This is a genomic window from Oceanirhabdus seepicola, from assembly GCF_023684385.1.
GTDB classification, from domain to species: domain Bacteria; phylum Bacillota; class Clostridia; order Clostridiales; family Clostridiaceae; genus Oceanirhabdus; species Oceanirhabdus seepicola.
Genome location: NZ_JAGSOJ010000002.1, coordinates 600,654 through 625,741 on the forward strand (window position 1 = coordinate 600,654; position 25,088 = coordinate 625,741).

The window sequence follows — 25,088 nt, forward strand, 5'->3', positions numbered from 1 at the left end:
AAGTATTATACAATAAAAATAAAAAAACAACGAAATGCATAAATTTTTAAAGGAACTATGTCTATTTTTACCTTCAGGATTAATTTATAACAAATTTTCCCATTCAGAATAAAGATTGCTAAGTGAAGTTTTTAAATCTGAAAGCGTTTTTGTTACTTCTATGCTCTTAGTTGCATTAGAATACACTTCTTCTTTACAGAGGAGAGATTCATGTTCTTCTATACTTTCTTCTGTTTGTGCAATTTCTTTTTCAAGATTTTTAATCTTTAGCTGGAGTTTTTTCTCATCTTGTTTCTGTTGTTTAATTTTTTTCTTCTCAGCTTTCAATTTAGTCTTGGTCATTCCTTCTATAACTGAAATATCATCAAATCGTTTAGGATTATTTTTTTTCTCCACATAATAAGAATAATTACCTAGATATTGTTTGATTTCATATTCCTCTAGTTCCATGATTTTGTGAACGATTTTATTTAGGAAATATCTATCATGTGATATTACAAGCATTGTTCCTGAATAAGATAGCAATGCTTCTTCTAAAGCCTCTCTTGACATAATATCTAGATGATTTGTTGGCTCGTCTAATAAAAGAAAATTCGGTTTTGATAACATCAGTTTTAAGAGATTTATTCTGCATTTTTCTCCACCGCTTAAAGTCGAAATTTCTTTATACACATCATCTCCAAAGAAAAGAAATGATGCTAAAGCGCTTCTAACTTGTTGCTGATTTAATTTTGGAAAATCATCCCACACTTCATCTAATATAGTTTTATTAGGAGTTAGATTTGATTGTTCTTGATCATAATAACCTATTTGGATGTTCCTTCCGTGGTGTATTTCCCCAGATTTGGGTGGAAGTTTGCTCATTATTAAATTAAAAAGTGTAGTTTTTCCACGACCATTTGATCCGATTAATGCAATTTTATCTTCTTTTTTAATGAAGAAATTAACATTTGAGAAGAGATGATTATCACCGAAACTCATGCTAAGATCTTTACATTCTAATATATCATTACCACTGGTTATAGCAGGCTCAAATAATATCTTCTTAATCTTATGTTCCCTATCAGGTGAATCTACCCTCTCAATTTTATCAAGAGCTTTCTGACGGCTTTCTGCGGCTTTTATGCTCTTCTCACGATTGAAGGACTTATATTTTTTTATAATATCTTCTTGTCTTTTTATTTCAGCTTGCTGAAGGTTAAAAGCTTTTAATTCCAGTTCATAATTCTTTTTCTTAAGTTCAATAAACTGCGAATAGTTACCGTTATATATTTTGATTTTCCCATTAATAAGTTCTAAGGTCTTAGTTGTTATTGCATCTAAGAAAAATCTATCATGGGAAATGATTAAAACAGTACCACTATATATTTTTAAATAAGACTCTAACCATTCAATGGCAGCAAGGTCTAAGTGGTTAGTTGGTTCATCGAGAAAAAGAATATCAGGTTTAGAGAGCAGGAGTTTACATAGAGCTACTCTTGTCTTTTGTCCTCCACTTAATATAGAAATATTTTTATCAAAATCCTCTTTCGTGAAACCTAAGCCATATAAAACTTTTGAAATTTCTGATCTGAATACATATCCACCTTCAATATCATATTGATCTCTCAAGCGAGTATAATTATCAATGACTTTGCTATGATACTCAGAATTGTCTTCATCAAATGGCTTGGCCATTTCTTCTTCTAATGCTGAAAGTTTATCTTCATAAGCAATTAATTTTGAAAATACTAAAATCATCTCATCATATATAGTGTTACTTGAATCTAAAGAAAGATTTTGAGAAAGATATCCTAGCTCTTTTGATTTATCAATAAAAATATCACCAGAATCATAACCTAGGCGGCCAGTTAAAATTTTTACTAGTGTTGATTTTCCGGCTCCATTGCTACCTACAAAACCAACTTTTTCTCCCTCATTAATGGAAAATGTAACATCAGTTAAAATTTCATCTATTCCATATAGCTTTTTAATTCCAGTACAACTAAAAGCTATCATATTTAATCACCTCAATCATTTAATTTGACTGAATTAAAAATCTGAAATTCAATCATTATAATATATATAAAAATGTGTTATACTTTTAACATATAATCCTTGTTAAACACTAAAAAAAAAGGTATATTTATATTAGTGAAATTTTTAGCTATAAACATACATATTTAGTTTATCATTTTATTGTGTTTTATAATAGTAGGAAAATGTGTTTATCTCGTAAAAAAATGATGTAATTATATAATTTAGACATATGAAAAAAATAAACAAGACGGATGGCTAAGTGATTTGATTATTTTCTGAGCACTCAATTGTGTGCATACTTACTGTATATATGGGATTGAGTAGCGACCCCGAAAATCAAAAGGACCAGTAAGAGGACTGGGTTGTTTTTTGAATGTGTCTTAAGGAGAGAATTGTAATGCTTTTACCGATAATTCAATATTTTGGTAAAATGGGAAGGGGAGAATTTTTTTGGAAAAAAAGAAGTATATATCTATGGCTGTGATAAAGAGGTTGCCTAAATATCACAGATATCTTAGAGAACTTTTAAGAAATGATGTTGACAGAATTTCTTCAAAGGAATTAAGTGAAAAAATTGGTTTCACAGCATCTCAAATCAGACAAGATTTGAATAACTTTGGAGACTTTGGACAACAGGGATATGGTTATAACGTAAGAGAACTGTATAAACAAATTGGTATAATACTGGGTTTAACAAAGGATTATAATACTATAATAATTGGAGCAGGTAACCTAGGGCAGGCAATTGCAAACTATTCTTATTTTAAATCTATAGGATTTAAATTGAAAGCTATTTTTGATAGAAACCCAAAATTAGTTGGACTTAAAATAAGTGATGTTGAAGTAAAAGATACTGATAATTTAGAAGAGTTTCTGAAAAATAACGATATAGATGTAGGTATAATCTGTGTACCTAAGGAACATGCTCAAGGAATAAGTGAAGTTTTAACATCAAATGGTGTAGATGGGATATGGAATTTTGCACCTATTGATCTGAAAGTACCTAAGAATGTAATTGTGGAAAATGTTAATTTAAGTGAGAGTCTTCTAACATTATCATGTAGAATGAATGATAACCTAATGGGGAATAGAAGAAAAGTTAATGCAATTGATGAAATCTAATTTTATAACAAACTGAGAACCTATAGAAAATTTATCTATAGGTTCTTTTAATATTATAAATAGAAGAAAAAAATGGTTGTTGAAATTTAGTGAAATATTTACACAAGAAACTTTCAAAAATCGATCTTTACAAAAAGTAAATTGTTCAAACTCTTTACTAATTTTAAATAGATTAAATCTTAGTAATATTAGAGTAAATAACTAGTTAATATGCTAGTCTGGTTTGTGGCATTTTGATTTGTTATTTATTTTTATACGGTTCAATAATCAAAGAATTCAGAGTTGAGAAAAAATTTATAAATTTATCAACAATATTGTTGAAATAAAAGATAATGATGTTATAATGTAATTGGAAGTGGAAACTTCTAGATTATTTTGCCCAATCTTGTTATAAAGTTAACAATCCAAACAATCATTCAAGGCTAGACATACAATGATTCATAAAAGTTTATATTCAATAAAAGTGGTAGAATTCAACATGTTCTAGGAGATGAGTAATTATGTATGAAAATATTAAGTTATCTATAGAAAGTGGTATTGCTACTATTACTATGGATAGACCACAAGCCTTAAACGCATTAAATTCTCAAACTTTAAAAGAATTAAATAATGTAATCGATGAAGTACAGGGAAATGACGATGTTAGAGTCGTTATTATCACTGGAAATGGTAAGTCATTTGTAGCTGGTGCAGATATTTCAGAAATGAAAGATCTTAACAGTATACAAGGCAGAAAATTTGGTCTTCTGGGAAATAAGATTTTTAGAAGATTAGAATTGATGGAAAAACCAGTTATCGCAGCGGTTAACGGATTTGCCCTTGGTGGTGGATGCGAATTATCTATGGCATGCGATATAAGAATTGCTAGTTCGAAAGCTAAATTTGGACAACCAGAGGTATCATTAGGTATTACACCGGGATTTGGTGGTACACAAAGATTAGCTCGTTTAGTTGGTGTAGGAAAAGCTAAAGAACTTATATTTACAGGTGATATTATAAGAGCTGATGAGGCTTTAAGAATTGGGCTTGTAAATAGCGTGGTTGAACCAGAAGAACTTATGAATGTGGCTAAAGATATGGCTGAAAAAATAAAAAATAACGCTCCAATAGCTGTTGCATACTCTAAGGTAGCAATTAATAGAGGGGTTGAAGTTGATATAGAAACAGGACTTATGTATGAAGGGGAAGTATTTGGTTCTTGCTTTAGTACAGAAGATCAAGAAGAAGGAATGAGTGCATTCCTAGAAAAAAGAGAAAAATCCTTCAAAAATAGATAGGGGAGGCTTAAAAATGATATTTGAATTAACGAGAGAACAACAATATGTTAGACAAATGATGAGAGAATTCGCAGAAAATGAAGTAAAGCCAATAGCGGCTGAAATAGATGAAACAGAAAGATTTCCAATTGAAAATGTTGAGAAAATGGCTAAATTAAATGTAATGGGTATTCCAATTTCAACAGAATTTGGTGGAGCTGGTGGAGATAATATTTCATATGCAATCGCAGTTGAAGAATTATCAAGAGTATGTGGTAGTACAGGAGTTATATTATCTGCTCATATGTCTTTATGTACAGCTGTTGTAAATCAATTTGGAACAGCAGAACAAAAGGAAAAATACCTTCATGATTTAGCACAAGGTAAGAAAATTGGTGCTTTTGGATTAACAGAGCCAAATGCTGGTACAGATGCTGCAGGTCAACAAACAACAGCAGTAGAAGATGGTGATAATTACATATTAAATGGTCAAAAAATATTTATCACAAATGGTGGAGCTGCAGATACTTTCATAGTTTTTGCAATGACTGATAAATCTAAAGGACTTAAAGGAATTAGTGCTTTTATAGTAGAGAAAGGTTTCAAAGGATTCTCAATTGGTAAAGTTGAGGACAAAATGGGTATCAGAGCATCTTCAACTACTGAATTAGTTTTCGAAGATTGTGTTGTACCTAAAGAAAATCTTCTTGGAAAATTAGGTAAAGGATTCTCTATTGCTATGAAGACTCTTGACGGTGGAAGAATTGGTATTGCTGCTCAAGCGTTAGGTTTAGCTCAAGGAGCATACGATGAGTGTATTAAATATATGAAAGAAAGAAAGCAGTTTGGTAGATCAATTGCTAAATTCCAAGGATTACAGTGGATGATTGCAGATATGAACGTTAAGATAGAAGCTGCTAGATTATTAGTATATAAGGCTGCTTACTTGAAAGATAAGGGTCTTCCATTTAGTGCAGATGCAGCTAGAGCAAAACTTTATGCGGCAGAAGTTGCAATGGAAGTTACAACTAAAGCGGTTCAGATTCATGGTGGATACGGATATACTAAAGAGTATCCATTAGAAAGAATGATGAGAGATGCTAAGATTACTGAGATTTATGAAGGGACTTCTGAAGTTCAAAAAATGGTAATCGCAGCTCATGAATTGAAATAGGAGGGCTCTAATGATGAAAATAGTTGTTTGTATAAAACAAGTTCCAGATACTACAGAAGTAAGGATTGATCCAGTTAAAGGTACTCTTATCAGAGATGGAGTACGTTCAATAATGAATCCAGAGGATAAAAATGCATTAGAAGGTGCGTTATCATTAAAAGATACTAACGGTGCACATGTAACAGTAATTACAATGGGACCACCACAAGCTGAGGCAGTATTAAGAGAAGCTATGGCTATGGGAGCTGATGAAGGAGTTCTTATTTCAGATAGAGCTTTTGCAGGAGCAGATACATTAGCTACTTCTTACGCATTAGCTGAAGCAATAAGAAAATTAGATGCTGACATAGTATTTGCAGGTAGACAAGCTATTGATGGAGATACAGCTCAAGTAGGTCCAGAAATTGCAGAGCATTTAAATATGCCTCAAATCACTTATGTTGAAGAAGTAGAAATTATCGGTGAAGAATTAAAGGTTCAAAGATCATGGGAAGATGGTTATGATATCATAAGAGTTAAAACTCCAGTTCTTTTAACAGCTATTAAAGAACTTAATTTCCCAAGATACATGAACGTTAAAAATATATTCCAAATATTCTCAAAGGATATTATAAAGTGGAATGCAGATGATTTAAATTGTGATAGAACAAAAATCGGATTAAAAGGTTCTCCTACTAAAGTTAAGAGATCTTCTACTAAAGAAACAAAAGGCCAAGGGGAGATCATAAATGCCTCTCCAAAGGAAGCTGCAGAAATAGCGGTAAATAGATTAAAAGAGAAACACTACATTTAAGGCCAAGAGGAGGGGAAATTATGAACTTAACAGATTATAAAGGTGTTTGGGTATTTGCTGAACAGAGAGATGGAGAATTACAAAAGGTTTCTTTAGAATTATTAGGAAAAGGTAGAGAAATCGCTGATAAAATAGGAACAGAGTTATGTGCTGTATTATTAGGAAGAGACCTAGATGATATGGTTAAAGAATTAGGAGCTTATGGTGCAGATAGAGTTATCGTTTGTGAGCATGAGTTACTACATCACTATACTACTGATGCATATACTAAGGTTATATGTGACTTAGTAGAAGAGAAGAAACCAGAAATTATGTTTGTTGGTGCTTCATATATTGGAAGAGATTTAGGTCCAAGAATTGCATGTAGAGTTGAAACTGGATTAACAGCTGACTGTACAGCACTTGATGTTGAAGATGAGACTAATAATCTTCTTATGACTAGACCTGCATTTGGTGGTAACCTTATGGCTACAATTATATGTGCTGATCATAGACCACAGTGTGCTACAATTAGACCAGGGGTGTTCTCAAAGCAAGAGAGAGATGAAAATAGAGAGTTTATTACTGAAAAATATAATGTTGAACTAAGTGAAGATGATATTAGAACAAAGGTTGAAGAAGTTGTTAAGGTTGCTAAAGAAGTTGCTGATATCACTGAAGCAGATTTCATCGTTTCAGGTGGTAGAGGAGTAGGTAACGCTGAAAACTTCAAGCTTCTTGAAGAACTTGCAGGTGTTTTAGGTGGAGTTGTTGGTGCTTCTAGAGCTGCTGTTGATAACGAGTGGATTGATAAGTCACTTCAAGTTGGTCAAACAGGAAAAACAGTTAGACCACAAATATATATAGCTTGTGGTATCTCAGGAGCTATTCAACATTTAGCTGGAATGCAAGATGCTGACTTTATCATAGCTGTTAACAAAGATGCAGATGCACCTATGATGAAGGCTGCAGACGTTGCTCTTGTTGGAGATTTGAAAAAGATCGTACCAGAGTTAATCGAGCAAATAAAAGCAAGAAAAGAACAGTAGATAAAAACATAGTTGAGAGTTGAAAGTTGAGAGTGGAGAACGATGGATGGTTCTGACCGAAAGGTCAGAACCTACATTGTTATTATTTTTTAGACAAAAAAAGGGTTTTACTTATTCATCTTTAGATGAAATGTTGTATTTAAAATACAAGGTTTCATCTAAAGATGAAACGAGTAAATGCCTATTGTTCTATAATTGATAAAATGCAGTTTCTGCGTATGCAGAAACATCCGACGTTCTCAACTCTCAACTCACCACTCTCCACTTGTTTAAGGTTTTTTATTTTTCGATGTGCACACAGAGTGTGCAATAAAAAACAAGGGGGCTTAACTATGAAAAAGATTTGTGTATTAGGAGCTGGAACAATGGGAGCGGGAATCGCTCAAGTTTTTGCTTCAAAAGGGTATGAGGTTATTTTAAGAGATATTAAGGATGAATATGTTGATAAAGGAATAGCGTTCATTACAAAATCTCTTGATAGATTAGTTAAGAAGGAAAAGATAACAGAAGAGAAAAAAGAAGAAATTTTAAGCAATATATCAGGAACTACAGATATTAAGCTTGTAGATGACTGTGATCTTATCATTGAAGCTGCTGTAGAAAATATGGAAATCAAGAAAAAGATATTTAAGGAATTAGATGAGATTTGTAAAGAAGAAACAATTCTAGCATCTAATACTTCATCTTTATCTATAACAGAAATAGCGGCAGCTACAAATAGACCAGAAAAGGTAATAGGAATGCATTTCTTTAATCCTGCGCCTGTAATGAAACTTGTTGAAATTATTAAAGGAATAGCTACTTCAGATGAAACGTTTGAGAAGATAAAGGGATTGTCTGAAGATATAGCAAAAGAGCCTGTGGAGGTTGCAGAAGCACCAGGGTTTGTTGTAAATAGAATACTTATTCCAATGATAAATGAAGCGGTTGGAATATATGCTGAAGGAATTGCAAGTGTAGAAGATATTGATAGAGCTATGAAGTTTGGAGCAAATCATCCTATGGGGCCATTAGCTTTAGGTGATTTAATTGGACTAGATGTTGTTCTTGCTATAATGGATGTAATGTTAAAAGAAACTGGAGATCCAAAGTATAGAGCACACACATTATTAAGAAAATATGTAAGAGCTGGTTGGTTGGGAAGAAAGACTAAAAAAGGTTTCTACGATTATAATAAATAATGTAATAAATAAAAAACCTGCTGTCTAGGTAAACAGCAGGTTTTTATTATTAAGAAAATTCGAAATAAACAACAAGTGAAAAATGCGACGGATATATCAGCAGTGTCGTTTAAAATGAAGAGAGGAGAGGTAGGCGATCTTTGAGTTTGAAATTAAATCTCTAAAATCGTCAACAAACAAAAGTGAGATATTCAGAAGAATTTAAAAAGGCAATAATAAAAAAATCGCACATGAGAAGTGAATTATATGGAATTGAAAAAGAACGAGTTGAGCCTAGGAAAATATTAAAAGGAACAGAAATGAGCAAAGCCTTACAAGAGAATAAAGGGATTATTGAAGTTGCCACGCCCATAATAGGGAATCTGTATGATATGGTTCACAATACAGGGTTCTTAATAATTTTAACAGATAGAGAGGGCTGTATATTAAAAATAATGGGTGATGATAATGTTCTTAAAGCGGCGGAAGAATTGAATATGGTAACTGGAGCCTATATGAACGAAAAAAGTATAGGAACAAATGCTATGGGGACGGCAATAAAAGAGAATATGCCTATTCAGATATCGGCAAAAGAACACTTTATACAGGCATATCATAGATGGACTTGTTCGGCAGCCCCTATACACTTTGAGAATGAGATTATAGGTTCTCTAAACCTTACGGGATATAGCACAGAAGTTCACCCGCATACATTAGGAATGGTTGTAGCAGCAGTACAATCAATTGAGAGAAATTTGTCTCATGAGAAACTTCAAAAAGAATTAGTTGAGGCTTATTTATATATGGATAGTATTGTTAATTCCATATCACATGGTATAGTGGCAGTGGGCATGAAAGGAATAATAAGACATTATAATAAAACTGCACAGGATATGCTGCATCTTGAAGAAAAGAAACATGAACATATAAATATCAATAAAATCATAAGTGTATGGCCAGATATTTATGAAAAAATTAGTCAGGGTAAAAGTTTCATGTATGAGGATGTTTCATTTAACAAGAATAATAAATATAATATAAGTGCTAATCCTATATTTAATAATAATAAAGAACTTATAGGAGTGGTTCTTATAATCAATGAGATTCATGCAGTTATGAAATTGGTTAACAAATATTCAAATATGATTTCAAAATATACATTTGATGATTTGATATATAAGAGCAAAATTATGAAAGAAATAGTTGAGTTTTCAAAGGGAGTTGCGGATAGTCCATCTACAATTCTTATACAAGGAGAAAGTGGAACTGGTAAAGAAGTTTTAGCACAAGCAATTCATAATCACAGTAGTAGAGCCAATAATCCTTTTATAGTAATAAATTGTGGAGCAATTCCTAAAAATCTAATAGAATCAGAACTCTTTGGATATGAGGAAGGAGCTTTTACTGGAGCTAAACGGGGAGGAAGACCGGGGAAATTTGAACTTGCAAATGGGGGGACGCTTTTTCTGGATGAAATAGGGGAGATGCCCCTTGATATGCAGGTTAACCTTTTGAGAGTACTCCAAGAAGCATATATCAATAGAGTAGGTGGAGATAAATATATACCTATTGATGTTAAAATAATAGCTGCAACAAATAAAAACTTAATAGAAGAAGTAAATAAAGGGACGTTTAGAGAAGATTTATACTACAGATTAAGTGTTATTCCTATAATGATGCCGCCTTTGAGGGAGAGAAAAGCAGATTTACAACCTCTTATAGAGCATTTTCTAAGAATAAAAGCTAGGAAACTTAATAAGATGATTCCGTATATTTCACAGGAACATTTAGATGAAATTTATAGTTATGAATGGAAAGGTAATGTTAGAGAATTAGAAAACTATATAGAAAATATAGTTAATTTAGATGGGAAATCTACAATTAAAATTAAAAATATTGAAGAAGTTGATAAAAATATAACGGCGAGGGAAGTTAATAATCATAATATGTATTTATGTACTTTAGAAGAACTAGAGAAAAAAGCTATAATTTCATGTTTGAAGGAATATGATAAAAACATATCAAAAACTGCTAAAATTTTAGATATAAGTAGGAATACATTATATCTAAAAATGAAAAAGTATGATATAAATAAATACAATATGTCATAAGATTGAGTGAAAATTAACAACATATGTCCTAAAACATTACAATGTATGGTTTTAGGACATATGTTGTTTCTATTATGTATTAAAAAAGTACACATTGAGGTTGAAGGAAAATTTGATATGATAAAGTAAATTAAAATATGTCAGAAATATACCATTACATATGGTGAAAATGGAAATATAAAGCTGATAATTGTTAATAATTAAACAGGATAGTGAAAAATATATCAAATTAAAAGTGTATCGTAAAAAATGGCATGAAAATTGCTTTAGTTATAAGTATATTGAAAAAGAAATTTATTTTATTGGAGGAATTTATTATGAATAGATTTACATTACCTAGAGATATATATTTTGGAGAAAACTCTTTAGCAGTTTTAAAAGAATTAAATGGTAAAAAAGCAATTATTGTTACTGGAGGAAGTTCAATGCAAAAGTTTGGATTCCTTCAAAAGGTAGAGGCATATTTAAAAGAAGCAGGAATGGAAGTTAAATTACTTGAAGGGGTAGAACCAGATCCATCTGTTGAAACTGTATTTAAAGGTGCAGAAATCATGAGAGAATTTGAACCGGATTGGATAGTTGCAATTGGAGGAGGATCACCAATTGATGCTGCAAAAGCAATGTGGATTTTCTATGAGCATCCAGAAAAAACTTTTGATGATGTTAAAGATCCATTTACAGTACCAGAATTAAGAAATAAAGCTAAATTTGTAGCTATTCCTTCAACAAGTGGTACAGCTACAGAAGTTACAGCGTTCTCAGTAATAACTGATTATAATAAGAAAATCAAATATCCTTTAGCTGATTATAATTTAACTCCAGATATAGCTATAGTAGATCCAGAGGTAGCAGCAACAATGCCACCAAAATTAGTAGCACATACTGGTATGGACGCATTTACTCATGCACTAGAAGCATATGTTGCTTGTAATAAATCATCTTTCTCTGATCCATTAGCAATGGAAGCTTTAGAAATGGTAAAAGAAAACATAATAAAATCTTTTGAAGGAGATTTAAAAGCTAAGGGAGAAATGCATATTGCTCAATGTTTAGCAGGTATGTCATTCTCAAATGCTTTATTAGGAATAACACATAGTATGGCACACAAAACAGGCGCTGTATTTAATATTCCTCATGGATGTGCAAATGCTATATATCTACCAGCAGTTGTTCAATTTAATGCAAAAGAGTGTGGAGATAGATATGCTAAGGTTGCTTCAAGATTAGGATTAAAAGGTGAAACACAAGGGGAATTAGTAAATTCTTTAGTTCAACTTATAAGAGATTTAAATAAAAAATTAAACATACCAGCTTCATTAAGAGAGTTTGGTGTAACAGAGGAAGATTTCAATAACAATCTTGAGTATATTTCTAAAAATGCTATAGTAGATGCTTGTACTGGTTCTAACCCTAGAAGTATATCTGTAGAGGAAATGATGGAAGTATTTAAATGTGTATTTGAAGGAAATGATGTAAACTTTTAAAAAATTCAGATTTAAGGTTGACTAATAACAAAGAAAGTTTTAAAATGAAGGTAGAAATATGAATTGTAAAATTTAATATTTGTGGATGAGAGCTGTTGGAGATATCCAAATACTATGTGAGTATTCTGGGTAACCGAAGAAGAAAGTGGTAAGTGTGCTTAACTTATTGCGAAACTTTCAGGTTTGTAACAATAGTTTGACACGCCCCTGGAGAGATTCTATTAATTAGGACATCGAAGGAGGAACTTACTTGAATTTTTAGTGAGGAAACTTTCAGATAAAAGGACAGGGTGTAGAAGCGTATGGGATAACTATATTTTCTACACCTTGTTTTTGCGCCTTTAGGATGAAATAGACAAAAATTGTAACAAAAAATCAAAAGATTTTATTATATAAGTATTTAAGTTTTCTGCTAATTTTATGAAGGTCGAATTAAAAGTATTTTTATTGGAGGAGTTATTATGTACAGAATCGTTAAGAAGAAACAATTGTCAGAAAAGATTTTCCTTATGAACATTGAAGCACCAAGAATAGCAAAGTCAGCATTACCAGGACAATTTGTTATTATTAAGTTACATGAAAAAGGTGAAAGAATACCGCTGACAATTGCAGATTACGACAGAGAAGAAGGAACAGTTTCTATAGTTGTACAAGCGGTGGGTGGATCTACTCAAAGAATGGAGACTATGAACGAAGGCGATCATATAATGGATATAGCTGGTCCTTTAGGAAAACCATCAGACTTCATTGAAGAATTTGAAGAAATGAAAGATAAAAAAATTCTTTTTGTTGCAGGTGGAGTTGGTTCTGCTCCTGTATATCCACAAGTTAAGTGGTTGCATGAGCATGGAATGGATACTGATGTAATAATTGGTGGTAGAAGTGCGGATTTAGTTATTCTTAAAGAGGAAATGAGTAAAGTTGCTAATGAAGTTTATGTTGCAACTGATGATGGTTCTTTAGGTATGAAGGGTAGAGTTACAGATATGATAGATCACCTTGTTAAGGTAGAAGGTAAGAAATATGATCTTGTAATAGCAATCGGTCCATTAATAATGATGAAGTTTGTAGCTTTACAAACTAAGGAATTAGGAATTTCAACTGTAGTTAGTATGAATCCAATAATGGTTGACGGAACTGGTATGTGTGGAGCATGTAGAGTTACTGTTGGTGATAAAATAAAGTTTGCATGTGTAGATGGTCCAGAGTTTGATGGTCACTTAGTTGATTTTGATGAGGCTATGAGAAGATCAACAACATACAAAGAAAAAGAAAAACTTCAACAGTTCAAAGCTGAAGAATGTCAATGTCACAGGGGGTAATGATATGATATTAGAGAGAATTAAAGTTAGAGAGCAAGATCCAAAAGTAAGAAGTACAAATTTCGAAGAAGTTTGTTTAGGATATAATGAAGCAGAGGCTGTAGAAGAAGCAAAAAGATGTTTAGGATGTAAATCAAAGCCATGCGTAAGCAAATGCCCAGTAGCTATTGATATTCCTGAATTTATAAAATACATTAAAGAAGAAAACTTTGAGATGGCTTCAGAGGAATTATTTAAGCATACTTCACTTGGAGCAGTTTGTGGAAGAGTATGTCCTCAAGAAGTACAGTGTGAGAGCAAGTGTGTTCTTAGCCATAAAGGTGAAGCGGTTGCTATAGGGAAATTAGAAAGATTTGTAGCAGACTGGCATAGAAAAAACAAACCAGCTTCTACAACAGTAAGAGAGAACTCGGGTAAAAAAGTAGCGGTAATTGGAAGTGGACCAGCAGGATTAAGTTGTGCAGGTGATCTTGCTAAGAAAGGTTTCGATGTTACTGTATTTGAAGCGCTTCATGAACTTGGAGGAGTTTTAACTTATGGTATTCCTGAGTTTAGACTACCAAAAGAGATAGTTAAGCATGAAATTAACAACCTTAAGAGTATAGGTGTTAAGTTTGAAAAGAATGTTGTTTTTGGTAGAACAATTAACTTCCAAAGCCTTGAAGAAGAAGGATTTGAATCTTTATTCATCGCATCTGGAGCTGGTCTTCCTAAATTCTTAGGAATTGAAGGAGAAGGATTAAATGGAGTATTCTCTGCTAATGAGTTCTTAACTAGAGCAAACTTAATGAGAGCATTTGACGATGAGTATGAGACACCAATGCAAATAGGTAATAAAGTTGCGGTTGTAGGTGGCGGAAACGTTGCAATGGATGCTGCAAGAACTGCACTTAGACTTGGAGCTGAAGTATACCTAATCTATAGAAGAACAGAGAAGGAATTACCAGCAAGAGTAGAGGAAGTACATCATGCTAAAGAAGAAGGAGTTAAATTCGTATTCTTAACTAATCCAGCAGAAATTACAGGTGAAGATGGATGGGTTAAAGGCGTTAAATGTACAAAAATGCAATTAGGTGAGCCAGATGATTCAGGTAGATGTCGTGTTTCTACTATAGAAGGTAGTGAGCATATAATTGAAGTTGATTCTGTTATCATGGCATTAGGAACTAGAGCTAATCCAATAATCACAGAATTAAAAAATGACTTAGAATTAAATGAATGGAATAATATAAAAGTATTCAACGATAATGGAAAAACATCAGCTAAAAACACTTATGCTGGTGGTGACGCTGTTACAGGTGCTGCTACAGTAATATTAGCAATGGGTGCTGGTAGAAAATCAGCTCAAGAAATAGCAAATAATTTAGCATAAGATAAATTATAAATTTAAAGGCAAGAGTTAATAGCTCTTGTCTTTTTAATTTGCTAAAAAAGCTCAATTTCCGTGTCAATAAGATTCTCTATGCTGTTCGTTTGCTTTGTTCCTTGAACTTGAACTTTTTTAACAACTTAAACTCTTTAATAATGAAAAATAGAAGTCCAAAGGTGAGAATTATTGTTCTCGCCTTTTCTAAAGTGTAGGTATTTTCAATTGTATATGTTGTCAAGTGATAAAAGTTATTATATAATAAAAAGAGTTAATCAAATGAAGTCGTAGTGATAGTAACAATTGAAAAACTTATTAAACGAGAAAATGAATACAAATGTGTAAAAATGAAATTAAACAGGAATTAAAAGAGCGTAGTTGTACAAACTAATAAAGATTATTATAAGAGACAATAATAGATGTTAGGAAATTATAACTTATAGTGGTTAGATATTAGAAAATTTATTTTTAATAATAGTTAGGAGAAAAATGGCAATGAGCACTTATAGAGAAATTGAGATAAATGGAGAAGATATTATTATTAAAGAAGTACAAAATTTTGATTTAAAGGATATCTTTGATTGTGGTCAGGCATTTAGGTGGAATAAGACTGAAAGTGGTAGCTATATTGGAGTTGCCTTTGATAGAGTAATGGAAGTTAAGAAAAGAGGAAATGATGTAATATTATACGATTGTTCAATGGAAGAGTTTAATAAAACATGGAGAGAGTATTTTGATATTGATAGAGATTATAGTGAGATAATTGAAAAATTAAGAGTGGATGAGACTTTGAAGATGGCTTGTGAATTTGGAAACGGAATAAGGATATTACAACAAGATCCATTTGAATTAACTATATCTTTTATTATATCAGCAAATAATCAAATACCAAGGATAAAAAAATCTATAGAGCGAATAAGTGAGAGATGGGGAAGAAAGATTTATTATAAAGGAAATGAATATTTTACTTTTCCTACAATTGATGAGTTAAAGGAAGCAGAAGTACAGGATTTAGAACAGTGTGGTGTTGGATTTAGAGCAAAATACATATATGAAACGATACAAAAGGTTCTAATTGATAAAGAAATATTAAACACCATAAAAGCTTTTGAGGATGATGAATGTCATAAAGGATTGGTGGAATTTAAGGGTATTGGACCAAAAGTTGCAGACTGTATTATGTTGTTCTCAATGGGGAAATATTCAGCATTTCCGGTAGATGTTTGGGTTAAGAGAGCCATGATGCATTTTTATGTGGCACCGGATGTAACCCTCCCTAAAATAAGAAAGTTTGGAAGAGACAAATTTGGAAATTTAGCCGGATTTGCTCAACAATATTTATTTTATTATGCAAGAGAAAATAACATACTATAGAAAACATAGTTGAGAGTGGTGAATGGAGAGTTGAGAACGAATGATATTTCTCTTCGAGAAATCTTAATATTATTGAGCCTTTGACAATAAATGGTTTACTCGTTTCTTATTAAGAAACTTTGGATGTGAAATACAATATTTTATCTAAGGATAAAATGAGTGAAAACCTCTTGTTCTAAAGAACAATAAGATGTAGTTTCTGCGTTAGCAGAAACATCCTACGTTCTCAACTCTCAACTATCCACTCTCAACTAAAAAAGGCACGAATGTGCCTTTTTTTATACTATTCCTTGATCCATCATAGCAGTAGCAACTTTCGTGAAACCAGCAATGTTAGCACCAGAAACGTAGTTTCCTTCAATTCCGTATTCTTCGCAAGCTTCTTTAGCAGTTTTGAATATGTTTTTCATGATGTTTTGAAGTTTAGAATCAACTTCTTCAAACGTCCAGTGGTATCTCATGCTGTTTTGAGCCATTTCAAGAGCTGAAGTAGCAACGCCACCAGCGTTAGCAGCCTTAGCGGGTGCAACTAATACTCCTTTTTCGATAAAGTAAGTTACGGCTTCATTGGTGCAAGGCATGTTAGCTCCTTCGCCAACTGCTAAACATCCATTAGCAACAAGCTTTTCAGCGTGAACTAATTCAATATCGTTTTGAGTAGCACATGGAAGTGCTATATCACACTTAATATCCCATATGTTTTTGCATCCTTCAACAAATTTAGCTTCTGGATGATAATCAACATACTCTCTTATTCTTCCTCTTTTCTCAATTTTAATCTTTTTGATTGTGTTTAAGTTGATTCCGTTTTCATCAACTACATAACCCTGAGAATCTGACATCGCAATAACTTTACCACCATAAGTTGTTACTTTTTCATTAGCGAATATAGCCACGTTACCAGAACCAGATATTACGATTCTCTTATCAGAGAAATCATGTCCATGAGCTGCTAGCATTTCTCTAACAAAGTAGATTAAACCGTAACCAGTAGCTTCAGTTCTTACTAAAGATCCGCCGTAAGATAAGCCTTTTCCAGTAAGTACGCCACCTTCATAACCGTTTCTAATTCTCTTGTATTGACCAAACATATAACCTATTTCTCTTGCGCCTACACCAATATCTCCAGCAGGTACGTCAATATCTGGACCTATATGTCTGTATAACTCTGACATAAAGCTTTGGCAGTATCTCATAACTTCTAAATCAGATTTTCCTTTAGGATTAAAGTCAGAACCACCTTTACCGCCTCCAATTGGAAGACCGGTTAAAGCATTTTTGAATATTTGTTCGAATCCTAAGAATTTAACAATTCCTAAGTAAACTGAAGGGTGAAACCGTAAACCGCCTTTGAAAGGACCTAAAGTGCTGTTAAACTGTACTCTGAATCCTCTGTTGATTTGTACCTCTCCCTTATCGTCTACCCATGGTACTCTGAACATAATTTGTCTTTCGGGCTCAAACATTCTCTCTATTATTTTAGCTTTTGCGAATTTAGGGTATTTTTCAATAACAGGTTCAATAGAGTGTAATACCTCTTCTACAGCTTGATGAAACTCTGCTTCTCCTGGATTGCGTTGTACAATCTGTTCTAATATTTCGTTAATTTTGCTCATTGGAATTCTCTCCTCCATTCAAATAATTATAAATAAATCTTAAGATAAACATATTTAAGATTATTATTCCTAAAATCGCGATAAAAAAAATTAAAAATAAATTCTGTGGCAAAATATTTATAATAGGATCCGTTTTGGAATCTAATAACCAATAATCGTTGTTAAAAATAATCATATGCATTAAATCAAATGCAAAGTCAAACTGCAATATTGCTGGCGCTGTAAGCAAGAGTACAACAAAAATCAATATATTTGATGAGGTTTTAAGAAAGGTGTAATTATTCTTAAAATTCTTGAAATTCTTGAAATAAATCATCGTGATAGTCGATATTAAAGAAATAACGAATATGTACAAAATTTTCCAATATACATTTTTTACCTCTATAAAATGTATTATACCATTTTCAGACGATTGAAAGTTAGGTAAATTAAAAATTTCATAATTCCTTTGCGTAATAAAATCTATCATATAATTATAATTATTGATTAGAGTGTCATAACTCATATTTTCAGGCAATGAAATATTTAATATTTTTATAGAGAGTGGATATATAAATCTAGAATTAAATATAATTATTATTGATCCTGATATAATTAAAATACATAATGATATTGAAATAAACCATGAGTAAAAATATTGTTTTTTTGAATTTTTCACATAAATCTCTCCTACCTAATTTAATCTCTTTAGGAAGTATGTCCATTTTACTTATAAGTATTCAATTCAAATTAAGTAGGTAATGCTATTTCAGAAATATTTTTAGTGTTATTACTATATATTATTTTAGAGTGAATGAAAATATTTATAAAAATATATTTTTTATATCAAAGAAAAGAATATATAAATAAAGTTTATAATAGATTAAGGTATAAACTTAATAAAAATATAATTTATAGAAAATAAAGGAATTGTGAGAAAACAGAAGAAATTAAGCCAAAACTTTAGATATTTATTAATAAATGAAGGATATACATAGGATTAAGACTTTGATAAAAATAGGAGTATTAATTAATATATAATTATGTTAGCACTCTATTATATTGAGTGCTGATTAAAGTGGAACTATAAGAATAATGATTTAAATTGTAAATCTTATATAAAATTAAGAGTTTTTGATTACAAAATTATAAAAAAGTATAAACTATTGCTTAGTTATCTAGTATAATAGATATTGGTGCTATAGGTTGAAAATAATAATAATTCTATAAATTATCATATCACCATTAATAAAAGGAGGTTATACACTATGCAAATTAGACCACTTGGAGACAGAGTTGTAATTAAAAGAATAGAGGCGGTAGAGACTACAAAGAGCGGTATAGTTCTTCCGGGCGCTGCTAAAGAAAAGCCACAAGAGGCTGAAATAGTTGCTGTTGGACCAGGAACAGAAGATGTTAAGATGGAAGTTACTGTTGGGGATAGAGTATTATTCTCTAAGTACAGTGGAACAGAAGTTAAAATTGAAGATAAAGAATATATTATTTTAAAACAAGAGGAAATACTTGCAGTTATTGAAAAATAATTAGATTTTATTATAGTAGGAGGGAATTAAAATGGCAAAGACAATTCTTTTTGATGAAGAAGCAAGAAGAAATATGCAAAAAGGTGTAAATACATTAGCAGATACTGTTAAAGTTACATTAGGACCAAAAGGAAGAAATGTTGTTTTAGATAAAAAATTCGGTTCACCATTAATCACTAATGATGGTGTTACAATAGCTAGAGAAATAGAGCTAGAAGATCCATTTGAAAATATGGGAGCACAGCTTGTAAAGGAAGTTGCTACTAAAACTAACGATGTTGCAGGAGATGGAACTACTACTGCTACATTATTAGCGCAAGCGATAATAAGAGAAGGTTTGAAAAATGTTACAGCTGGAGCTAATCCAATGTTAATTAGAAATGGTATTAAGATGGCTGTAAATAAAGCTGTAGAGGAAGTAAAAAAAGCATCTAAGCCAGTAGCAGGTAAAGAAGATATTGCAGGGGTTGCTGCAATTTCAGCTGGAGATGAGGAGATTGGAAATCTTATTGCTGATGCAATGGAGAAAGTGGGCAATGAAGGTGTTATCACAGTTGAAGAATCTAAATCAATGAGCACTGAATTAGATGTTGTTGAAGGAATGCAATTTGATAGAGGATACCTAAGTCCTTATATGGTAACTGATGCTGAAAAAATGGAAGCAATACTAGATGATCCATATATGCTTATAACTGATAAGAAGATTAATAACATACAAGAAATATTACCAGTTTTAGAGCAAATCGTTCAACAAGGTAAAAAGCTTATGATAATTGCTGAAGATGTTGAAGGAGAGGCGTTAGCTACTTTAGTTGTTAATAGATTAAGAGGTACTTTTGTATGTGTTGCAGTTAAAGCGCCAGGATTCGGAGATAGAAGAAAAGAAATGCTAAGAGACATAGCAGTGCTAACAGGGGGAGAAGTTATATCAGAAGAGCTTGGAAGAGACCTTAAAGATGTAACAATCGATATGTTAGGAAGAGCTGAAAGTGTTAAGGTTTCTAAAGAGAACACTACTATCGTAAATGGTAAAGGTGATAAGAATGCTATTGCTGAGAGAGTACACATTATCAAGAATCAGATAGAAGAGACTACTTCTGAGTTTGATAGAGAGAAATTACAAGAGAGACTTGCAAAGCTTGCTGGTGGAGTTGCTGTTATTAAAGTTGGTGCGGCTACAGAAACAGAGCTAAAAGAGAAGAAGCTTAGAATTGAAGATGCTTTAGCTGCAACAAAAGCTGCAGTTGAAGAGGGTATAGTTGCTGGAGGAGGAACAGCTTACGTTAATGCTATTGATGCTGTAAGTGAACTTACTCATGAGGTTGCAGATACTCAAGTGGGTATAAATATTATTGTAAGAGCTCTAGAAGAGCCAGTAAGACAAATAGCTACAAATGCTGGTTTAGAAGGATCTGTTATAATTGAGAAGGTTAGAAAGAGTGAACCAGGAATTGGATTCGATGCTCTTAATGAAAAATACGTTAATATGCTTTCAATGGGAATAGTAGACCCAACTAAAGTTACTAGATCAGCATTACAAAATGCTGCATCAGTTGCGGCAACATTCTTAACTACAGAAGCTGCTGTAGTTGATATTCCAGATAAAGACGTACCAGCAATGCCAGGTGGTCCTGGAATGGATATGGGTGGAATGTACTAAGAACACATATAAATATAAGCTAAGTTTGGTCTTATGACTAAGCTTAGCTTTTTTTTTACTAAAGAAATGGTGGATATAAGCCCTTGCGAATCAATATTTAGAAAGCTTATACAAAATGCTAAAAAGAGTTTTATTTAAAGTGAAGAAAAGTGTTGACAAATGGTGATAACTTAAATAGAATAGGTAATAAGTTATTTAGGCGAAAAATAAAAATACAATATATTCTCATCATATAATCCTCGAATAAGGCGGGGAAGTTTCTACCGAGTACCGCAAATTCTCGACTATGAGTGAGTAGGTTTAAGAATTTATTATGCCTAGTTCACTCAATTGTGAACTAGGCATTTTTTTTTATTCTGTTCACCTTATTCCTTTGTGATGAGTAACTCATATAAACAATATTGATTAAGGAGAGTGTGAAAAATGGCAAAAATTTTAAAACAAGCTTATACATTTGATGATGTGTTATTAGTACCTAATAAATCTGAGGTTCTTCCAAAGGAAGTAACACTTAAAACTCAATTAACAAAGAAGATTACTTTAAATATTCCAATTATGAGTGCAGGTATGGATACTGTAACTGAGTCAAAGATGGCAATTGCGATGGCTAGAGAAGGTGGAATAGGAATTATCCATAAGAATATGTCTATTGAAGAACAAGCAGCAGAAGTTGATAGAGTAAAGAGACAGGAGAATGGTATTATAACAAATCCAATATATCTTTCACCAGAAAATACTATTCAAGATGCTGAAAATTTAATGGCTAAATATAGAATATCAGGTGTTCCAATAACAGAAGGAACTAAACTAGTAGGTATACTTACAAATAGAGATTTAGCTTTTGAGACGGATTATAGTAAGAAAATTCATGAAGTAATGACAAAAGAAAATCTTGTAACAGCTATGGAAGGAACAACTATTGAAGAAGCTAAAGTTTTATTGAGCAAGCATAAGATAGAGAAACTTCCACTTGTAGATGCTGATTTTAACTTAAAAGGACTTATTACAATAAAAGATATACAGAAATCAATAAAATTCCCTAATGCAGCTAAGGATGAAAGAGGTAGATTATTATGTGGAGCAGCTGTAGGGATAACTGCTAATATGATGGAGAGAGTTCAAGCTCTATTTAATGTTGATGTTGATGTTATAACACTGGATACAGCTCATGGACATTCAAAGGGAGTTATTGATGGTGTTAGAAAAATTAAAGAAAATTATCCAGAACTTCAGGTTATAGCAGGAAATGTTGCAACAGCAGAAGCTACTAGAGCACTTATAGAGGCTGGAGCAGATTGTGTTAAGGTTGGAATAGGACCTGGATCAATATGTACAACAAGAATTGTTGCTGGAGTAGGTGTTCCACAATTAACAGCAGTAATGGATTGTGCTGAAGAGGGAGAAAAATACGGGGTACCTGTTATTGCAGACGGAGGAATCAAATACTCAGGTGATGTGGTAAAAGCTTTAGCAGCAGGTGCTAAAATTGCAATGATGGGGTCTATGTTTGCAGGATGCGAAGAAGCACCAGGAGAAACAGAGATTTATCAGGGAAGAAGCTACAAGGTATACAGAGGAATGGGATCATTAGGTGCAATGGCTAAAGGAAGCACAGATAGATACTTCCAAGAAGGAAATAAGAAGTTAGTTCCAGAAGGCGTTGAAGGAAGAGTTGCATTCAAGGGATCTGTAAGTGAAACAATTTTTCAACTTCTTGGTGGAATTAGATCAGGAATGGGTTATTTAGGAGCAAAAACTCTTGTAGAAATGGCAGAAAGCGCAAGATTTGTTGTTCAATCATCTGCTGGATTAAAAGAAAGTCATCCACATGATATAAATATTACAAAAGAATCACCAAATTACAGAATGTAGTGGAGGAAAAATATGAATAATGAACTAATATTAGTAGTTGATTTCGGTGGACAATACAATCAACTTATTGCAAGAAGAGTAAGAGAAAATAATGTTTATTGTGAGATAGTTCCATATACAAAATCATTAGAAGAAATTAAAGCTAAAAATCCAAAGGGAATAATTTTTACAGGTGGACCAAACAGCGTATATGGCGAAAATACACCACAGATTGATGAAGCTATATTTGAATTAGGTGTTCCAATATTAGGTATATGTTATGGGGCTCAATTAATGTCTCATAAATTAGGTGGAAAAGTAAGTTCTGCTGATAGAGAGTATGGAAAAGCTGATATAGAGTTAAATACAAATTCACCATTATTTGAAGGTATAACAGAAACTCAATGTTGGATGAGTCATACAGATTATATAGAAGTAGCACCAACAGGTTTTGATATAATCGGGAAAACAAATAAATGTCCAGTAGCTGCTATTGGTAATGATGAAAAGAAGTTATATGGAGTTCAATTTCACCCAGAGGTAGAGCATACTTTATTCGGAAAACAACTTATAACTAATTTCATATTCAATGTTTGTAATTTAAAAGGTGATTGGTCAATGTCATCTTTTGCAGAAGAAAAAATAAAAGAAATAAAAGAATTAGTTGGAGATAAGAAAGTATTATTAGCATTATCAGGTGGGGTTGACTCATCAGTTGTTGCTATGCTTGTACACAAAGCAATCGGAAAAAATTTAACATGTGTATTTGTTGATCATGGATTACTTAGAAAAGATGAAGGTGACCAAGTAGAAGAAATCTTTGGAAAGCAATTTGATCTTAACTTAATAAGAGTAAATGCTAAAGAAAGATTCCTTGGAAAACTTAAAGGTGTAAGTGATCCAGAGCAAAAGAGAAAAATCATTGGTGAAGAGTTTGTAAGAGTTTTTGAAGAAGAATCTGAAAAATTAGGAAAGATGGATTTCTTAGCGCAAGGAACTATTTATCCAGATGTAGTTGAAAGTGGAACAGATACTTCAGCTAAGATTAAGACTCATCACAATACAGCACTTCCAGAGGACATGGCTTTTGAATTATTAGAGCCATTAAGAGAATTATTCAAAGATGAAGTAAGAGCTGTTGGAGAAGAGTTAGGAATTCCACATCACTTAGTGTGGAGACAGCCTTTCCCAGGACCAGGACTTGGAATAAGAGTTTTAGGTGAGGTAACAGAAGATAAGCTTCATATAGTAAGAGAAGCAGATGCAATACTAAGAGAAGAAATTGCTTTAAATGGACTTGAGGGAAGCATATGGCAGTATTTTGCTTGTTTACCTGGCATTAAGTCTGTAGGTGTTATGGGTGACGAAAGAACATATGCTCACGCAGTAGGAATAAGAGCGGTAACATCTTCAGATGCAATGACTTCAGAATGGTCAAGAATTCCATACGAGGTATTAGATACGATTTCTAGAAGAATAGTTAATGAGGTTGAAGGAGTAAACAGAATTCTGTATGATATTACTTCTAAGCCGCCTTCAACTATCGAGTGGGAGTAAGCAACATAAAACCGCAACACCTTATAAATTGAGGTGTTGCGGTTTTTTTGTTTTAGCATTGATATTAAATTGATATTAAAATAGAAAATTAAAGTTTCTAATAAAATTCAGGAAATGTTTTTCTGTATCTTTCTGAACTATCTGGCCAATTTATTTTCCACTCATAATATTCTTCTTGAGTAATTTCATTATTCTCAAGGGCTCTTTTTTTGTCATACCACTCTTCTAAATAATAATCGACTGCTGTAATTGATAAATTAATGATTTTTTGATTTTCGCCTTCTGGGGTTGTATACTCCTCAGCTTGCATTTTTAGTTGATTATATTCATCTAAATAAATTAGCGTATGAATAATTTCCTCAGTTTTGGTTAAAGTCGGAGCCATTAAATAGTCAGGGTTCACTTTTAAAACCGCAGCTATTTTTATTATGACAGCTTCTTTTGGTACTCTTGTTCCAGATTCATACTGAGCCATACGTACGTCAGCGGTTTTATCGTTGAAACCTATGGCAAGGCCTAATTCTTTTTGAGTCATATCTCGTTTTACTCGTATTTTTTTAATCTTATCTCCAATAGCCAAATCATTACCTCTTTCCAATTAAGCATAAATATATATTTAAGTATACTAGATTGAAAAGAAAAATCAATAATATTAAACAAAAAAGTTTAATA

19 protein-coding genes and 2 riboswitches are annotated in these 25,088 nt (G+C 32.2%); of the genes, 15 read left to right on the top strand and 4 right to left on the bottom strand.

Going from position 1 to position 25,088, the window contains the following annotated elements:
- Positions 1 to 84: 84 nt before the first annotated feature.
- Positions 85 to 1,998 (bottom strand): ribosomal protection-like ABC-F family protein, encoded by a 1,914-nt coding sequence (gene abc-f / locus KDK92_RS10385; protein ID WP_250859185.1) that lies wholly within the window; start codon positions 1,996 to 1,998, stop codon positions 85 to 87.
- Between the two features lie 471 nt (positions 1,999 to 2,469).
- On the opposite strand from abc-f, the gene KDK92_RS10390 reads away from it, so the two are divergent.
- The 11 genes from KDK92_RS10390 (at position 2,470) to KDK92_RS10440 (ending at position 16,209) form a co-directional block, all read left to right on the top strand.
- Positions 2,470 to 3,141, top strand: coding sequence for a redox-sensing transcriptional repressor Rex (locus KDK92_RS10390; RefSeq protein WP_250859186.1), 672 nt, complete (start codon positions 2,470 to 2,472; stop codon positions 3,139 to 3,141).
- 500 nt (positions 3,142 to 3,641) lie between these two features.
- A complete protein-coding gene (locus KDK92_RS10395) occupies positions 3,642 to 4,418 on the top strand; it encodes a short-chain-enoyl-CoA hydratase (RefSeq protein ID WP_250859187.1) in 777 nt (258 codons plus the stop codon).
- Between the two features lie 13 nt (positions 4,419 to 4,431).
- Positions 4,432 to 5,571 carry an acyl-CoA dehydrogenase gene (locus KDK92_RS10400; protein WP_250859188.1) on the top strand — a complete coding sequence of 380 codons (1,140 nt, stop codon included), beginning with the start codon at positions 4,432 to 4,434 and terminating at the stop codon, positions 5,569 to 5,571.
- A 13-nt stretch (positions 5,572 to 5,584) separates the two neighbouring features.
- The gene (locus KDK92_RS10405; RefSeq protein WP_250859912.1) at positions 5,585 to 6,364 is read left to right on the top strand and encodes an electron transfer flavoprotein subunit beta/FixA family protein; all 780 of its coding nucleotides are present in this window, start codon (positions 5,585 to 5,587) and stop codon (positions 6,362 to 6,364) included.
- 20 nt (positions 6,365 to 6,384) lie between these two features.
- Positions 6,385 to 7,392 (top strand): electron transfer flavoprotein subunit alpha/FixB family protein, encoded by a 1,008-nt coding sequence (locus tag KDK92_RS10410; protein ID WP_250859189.1) that lies wholly within the window; start codon positions 6,385 to 6,387, stop codon positions 7,390 to 7,392.
- A gap of 332 nt (positions 7,393 to 7,724) precedes the next feature.
- Positions 7,725 to 8,573 carry a 3-hydroxybutyryl-CoA dehydrogenase gene (locus KDK92_RS10415; RefSeq protein ID WP_250859190.1) on the top strand — a complete coding sequence of 283 codons (849 nt, stop codon included), beginning with the start codon at positions 7,725 to 7,727 and terminating at the stop codon, positions 8,571 to 8,573.
- 182 nt (positions 8,574 to 8,755) lie between these two features.
- On the top strand, positions 8,756 to 10,663 hold the full coding sequence (locus KDK92_RS10420; RefSeq protein ID WP_250859191.1) for a sigma-54-dependent Fis family transcriptional regulator: 1,908 nt from the start codon (positions 8,756 to 8,758) through the stop codon (positions 10,661 to 10,663).
- 317 nt (positions 10,664 to 10,980) lie between these two features.
- A complete protein-coding gene (locus KDK92_RS10425; RefSeq protein ID WP_250859192.1) occupies positions 10,981 to 12,147 on the top strand; it encodes an iron-containing alcohol dehydrogenase in 1,167 nt (388 codons plus the stop codon).
- A gap of 197 nt (positions 12,148 to 12,344) precedes the next feature.
- Positions 12,345 to 12,446, top strand: a riboswitch (glycine riboswitch).
- 162 nt (positions 12,447 to 12,608) lie between these two features.
- Entirely contained in the window at positions 12,609 to 13,469 is an 861-nt protein-coding gene (locus KDK92_RS10430) for a sulfide/dihydroorotate dehydrogenase-like FAD/NAD-binding protein (protein ID WP_250859193.1), read from the top strand.
- A 4-nt stretch (positions 13,470 to 13,473) separates the two neighbouring features.
- A complete protein-coding gene (gltA, locus tag KDK92_RS10435) occupies positions 13,474 to 14,841 on the top strand; it encodes an NADPH-dependent glutamate synthase (protein WP_250859194.1) in 1,368 nt (455 codons plus the stop codon).
- A 489-nt stretch (positions 14,842 to 15,330) separates the two neighbouring features.
- On the top strand, positions 15,331 to 16,209 hold the full coding sequence (locus KDK92_RS10440; RefSeq protein ID WP_250859195.1) for a DNA-3-methyladenine glycosylase family protein: 879 nt from the start codon (positions 15,331 to 15,333) through the stop codon (positions 16,207 to 16,209).
- A gap of 278 nt (positions 16,210 to 16,487) precedes the next feature.
- On the opposite strand, the gene gdhA is transcribed toward KDK92_RS10440, so the two are convergent.
- Both gdhA and KDK92_RS10450 read right to left on the bottom strand, forming a co-directional pair.
- Positions 16,488 to 17,825, bottom strand: coding sequence for an NADP-specific glutamate dehydrogenase (gene gdhA, locus KDK92_RS10445; RefSeq protein ID WP_250859196.1), 1,338 nt, complete (start codon positions 17,823 to 17,825; stop codon positions 16,488 to 16,490).
- Positions 17,812 to 18,483 carry a TIGR01906 family membrane protein gene (locus KDK92_RS10450; RefSeq protein ID WP_250859197.1) on the bottom strand — a complete coding sequence of 224 codons (672 nt, stop codon included), beginning with the start codon at positions 18,481 to 18,483 and terminating at the stop codon, positions 17,812 to 17,814. Before KDK92_RS10450 ends, gdhA begins: the two co-directional genes overlap by 14 nt.
- A gap of 589 nt (positions 18,484 to 19,072) precedes the next feature.
- Here KDK92_RS10450 and KDK92_RS10455 point away from each other — a divergent pair.
- From KDK92_RS10455 to guaA, 4 genes are all read left to right on the top strand, one after another.
- A complete protein-coding gene (locus KDK92_RS10455) occupies positions 19,073 to 19,348 on the top strand; it encodes a co-chaperone GroES (RefSeq protein ID WP_250859198.1) in 276 nt (91 codons plus the stop codon).
- Positions 19,349 to 19,379: 31 nt separating this feature from the next.
- Positions 19,380 to 21,008 (top strand): chaperonin GroEL, encoded by a 1,629-nt coding sequence (groL, locus tag KDK92_RS10460; RefSeq protein ID WP_250859199.1) that lies wholly within the window; start codon positions 19,380 to 19,382, stop codon positions 21,006 to 21,008.
- A gap of 208 nt (positions 21,009 to 21,216) precedes the next feature.
- Positions 21,217 to 21,315, top strand: a riboswitch (purine riboswitch).
- Between the two features lie 116 nt (positions 21,316 to 21,431).
- Positions 21,432 to 22,880 (top strand): IMP dehydrogenase, encoded by a 1,449-nt coding sequence (gene guaB / locus KDK92_RS10465; protein ID WP_250859200.1) that lies wholly within the window; start codon positions 21,432 to 21,434, stop codon positions 22,878 to 22,880.
- A gap of 12 nt (positions 22,881 to 22,892) precedes the next feature.
- Positions 22,893 to 24,416: a glutamine-hydrolyzing GMP synthase gene (guaA, locus tag KDK92_RS10470; RefSeq protein ID WP_250859201.1), complete on the top strand. Its 1,524-nt coding sequence runs from the start codon at positions 22,893 to 22,895 to the stop codon at positions 24,414 to 24,416.
- Positions 24,417 to 24,513: 97 nt separating this feature from the next.
- Here the strand turns inward: guaA and KDK92_RS10475 are convergent, their stop codons facing one another.
- The gene (locus KDK92_RS10475) at positions 24,514 to 24,996 is read right to left on the bottom strand and encodes a helix-turn-helix domain-containing protein (protein WP_250859202.1); all 483 of its coding nucleotides are present in this window, start codon (positions 24,994 to 24,996) and stop codon (positions 24,514 to 24,516) included.
- Between the last annotated feature and the right edge of the window lie 92 nt (positions 24,997 to 25,088).

What these genes read in the sequence shown, in the direction of transcription:
- abc-f (WP_250859185.1), bottom strand. Translation starts at nt 1,998, where the DNA reads ATGATAGCTTTTAGTTGTACTGGAATTAAAAAGCTATATGGAATAGAT.
- KDK92_RS10395 (WP_250859187.1), top strand. Translation starts at nt 3,642, where the DNA reads ATGTATGAAAATATTAAGTTATCTATAGAAAGTGGTATTGCTACTATT.
- KDK92_RS10400 (WP_250859188.1), top strand. Translation starts at nt 4,432, where the DNA reads ATGATATTTGAATTAACGAGAGAACAACAATATGTTAGACAAATGATG.
- KDK92_RS10405 (WP_250859912.1), top strand. Translation starts at nt 5,585, where the DNA reads ATGAAAATAGTTGTTTGTATAAAACAAGTTCCAGATACTACAGAAGTA.
- KDK92_RS10410 (WP_250859189.1), top strand. Translation starts at nt 6,385, where the DNA reads ATGAACTTAACAGATTATAAAGGTGTTTGGGTATTTGCTGAACAGAGA.
- KDK92_RS10415 (WP_250859190.1), top strand. Translation starts at nt 7,725, where the DNA reads ATGAAAAAGATTTGTGTATTAGGAGCTGGAACAATGGGAGCGGGAATC.
- KDK92_RS10425 (WP_250859192.1), top strand. Translation starts at nt 10,981, where the DNA reads ATGAATAGATTTACATTACCTAGAGATATATATTTTGGAGAAAACTCT.
- KDK92_RS10430 (WP_250859193.1), top strand. Translation starts at nt 12,609, where the DNA reads ATGTACAGAATCGTTAAGAAGAAACAATTGTCAGAAAAGATTTTCCTT.
- gltA (WP_250859194.1), top strand. Translation starts at nt 13,474, where the DNA reads ATGATATTAGAGAGAATTAAAGTTAGAGAGCAAGATCCAAAAGTAAGA.
- KDK92_RS10440 (WP_250859195.1), top strand. Translation starts at nt 15,331, where the DNA reads ATGAGCACTTATAGAGAAATTGAGATAAATGGAGAAGATATTATTATT.
- gdhA (WP_250859196.1), bottom strand. Translation starts at nt 17,825, where the DNA reads ATGAGCAAAATTAACGAAATATTAGAACAGATTGTACAACGCAATCCA.
- KDK92_RS10455 (WP_250859198.1), top strand. Translation starts at nt 19,073, where the DNA reads ATGCAAATTAGACCACTTGGAGACAGAGTTGTAATTAAAAGAATAGAG.
- groL (WP_250859199.1), top strand. Translation starts at nt 19,380, where the DNA reads ATGGCAAAGACAATTCTTTTTGATGAAGAAGCAAGAAGAAATATGCAA.
- guaB (WP_250859200.1), top strand. Translation starts at nt 21,432, where the DNA reads ATGGCAAAAATTTTAAAACAAGCTTATACATTTGATGATGTGTTATTA.
- guaA (WP_250859201.1), top strand. Translation starts at nt 22,893, where the DNA reads ATGAATAATGAACTAATATTAGTAGTTGATTTCGGTGGACAATACAAT.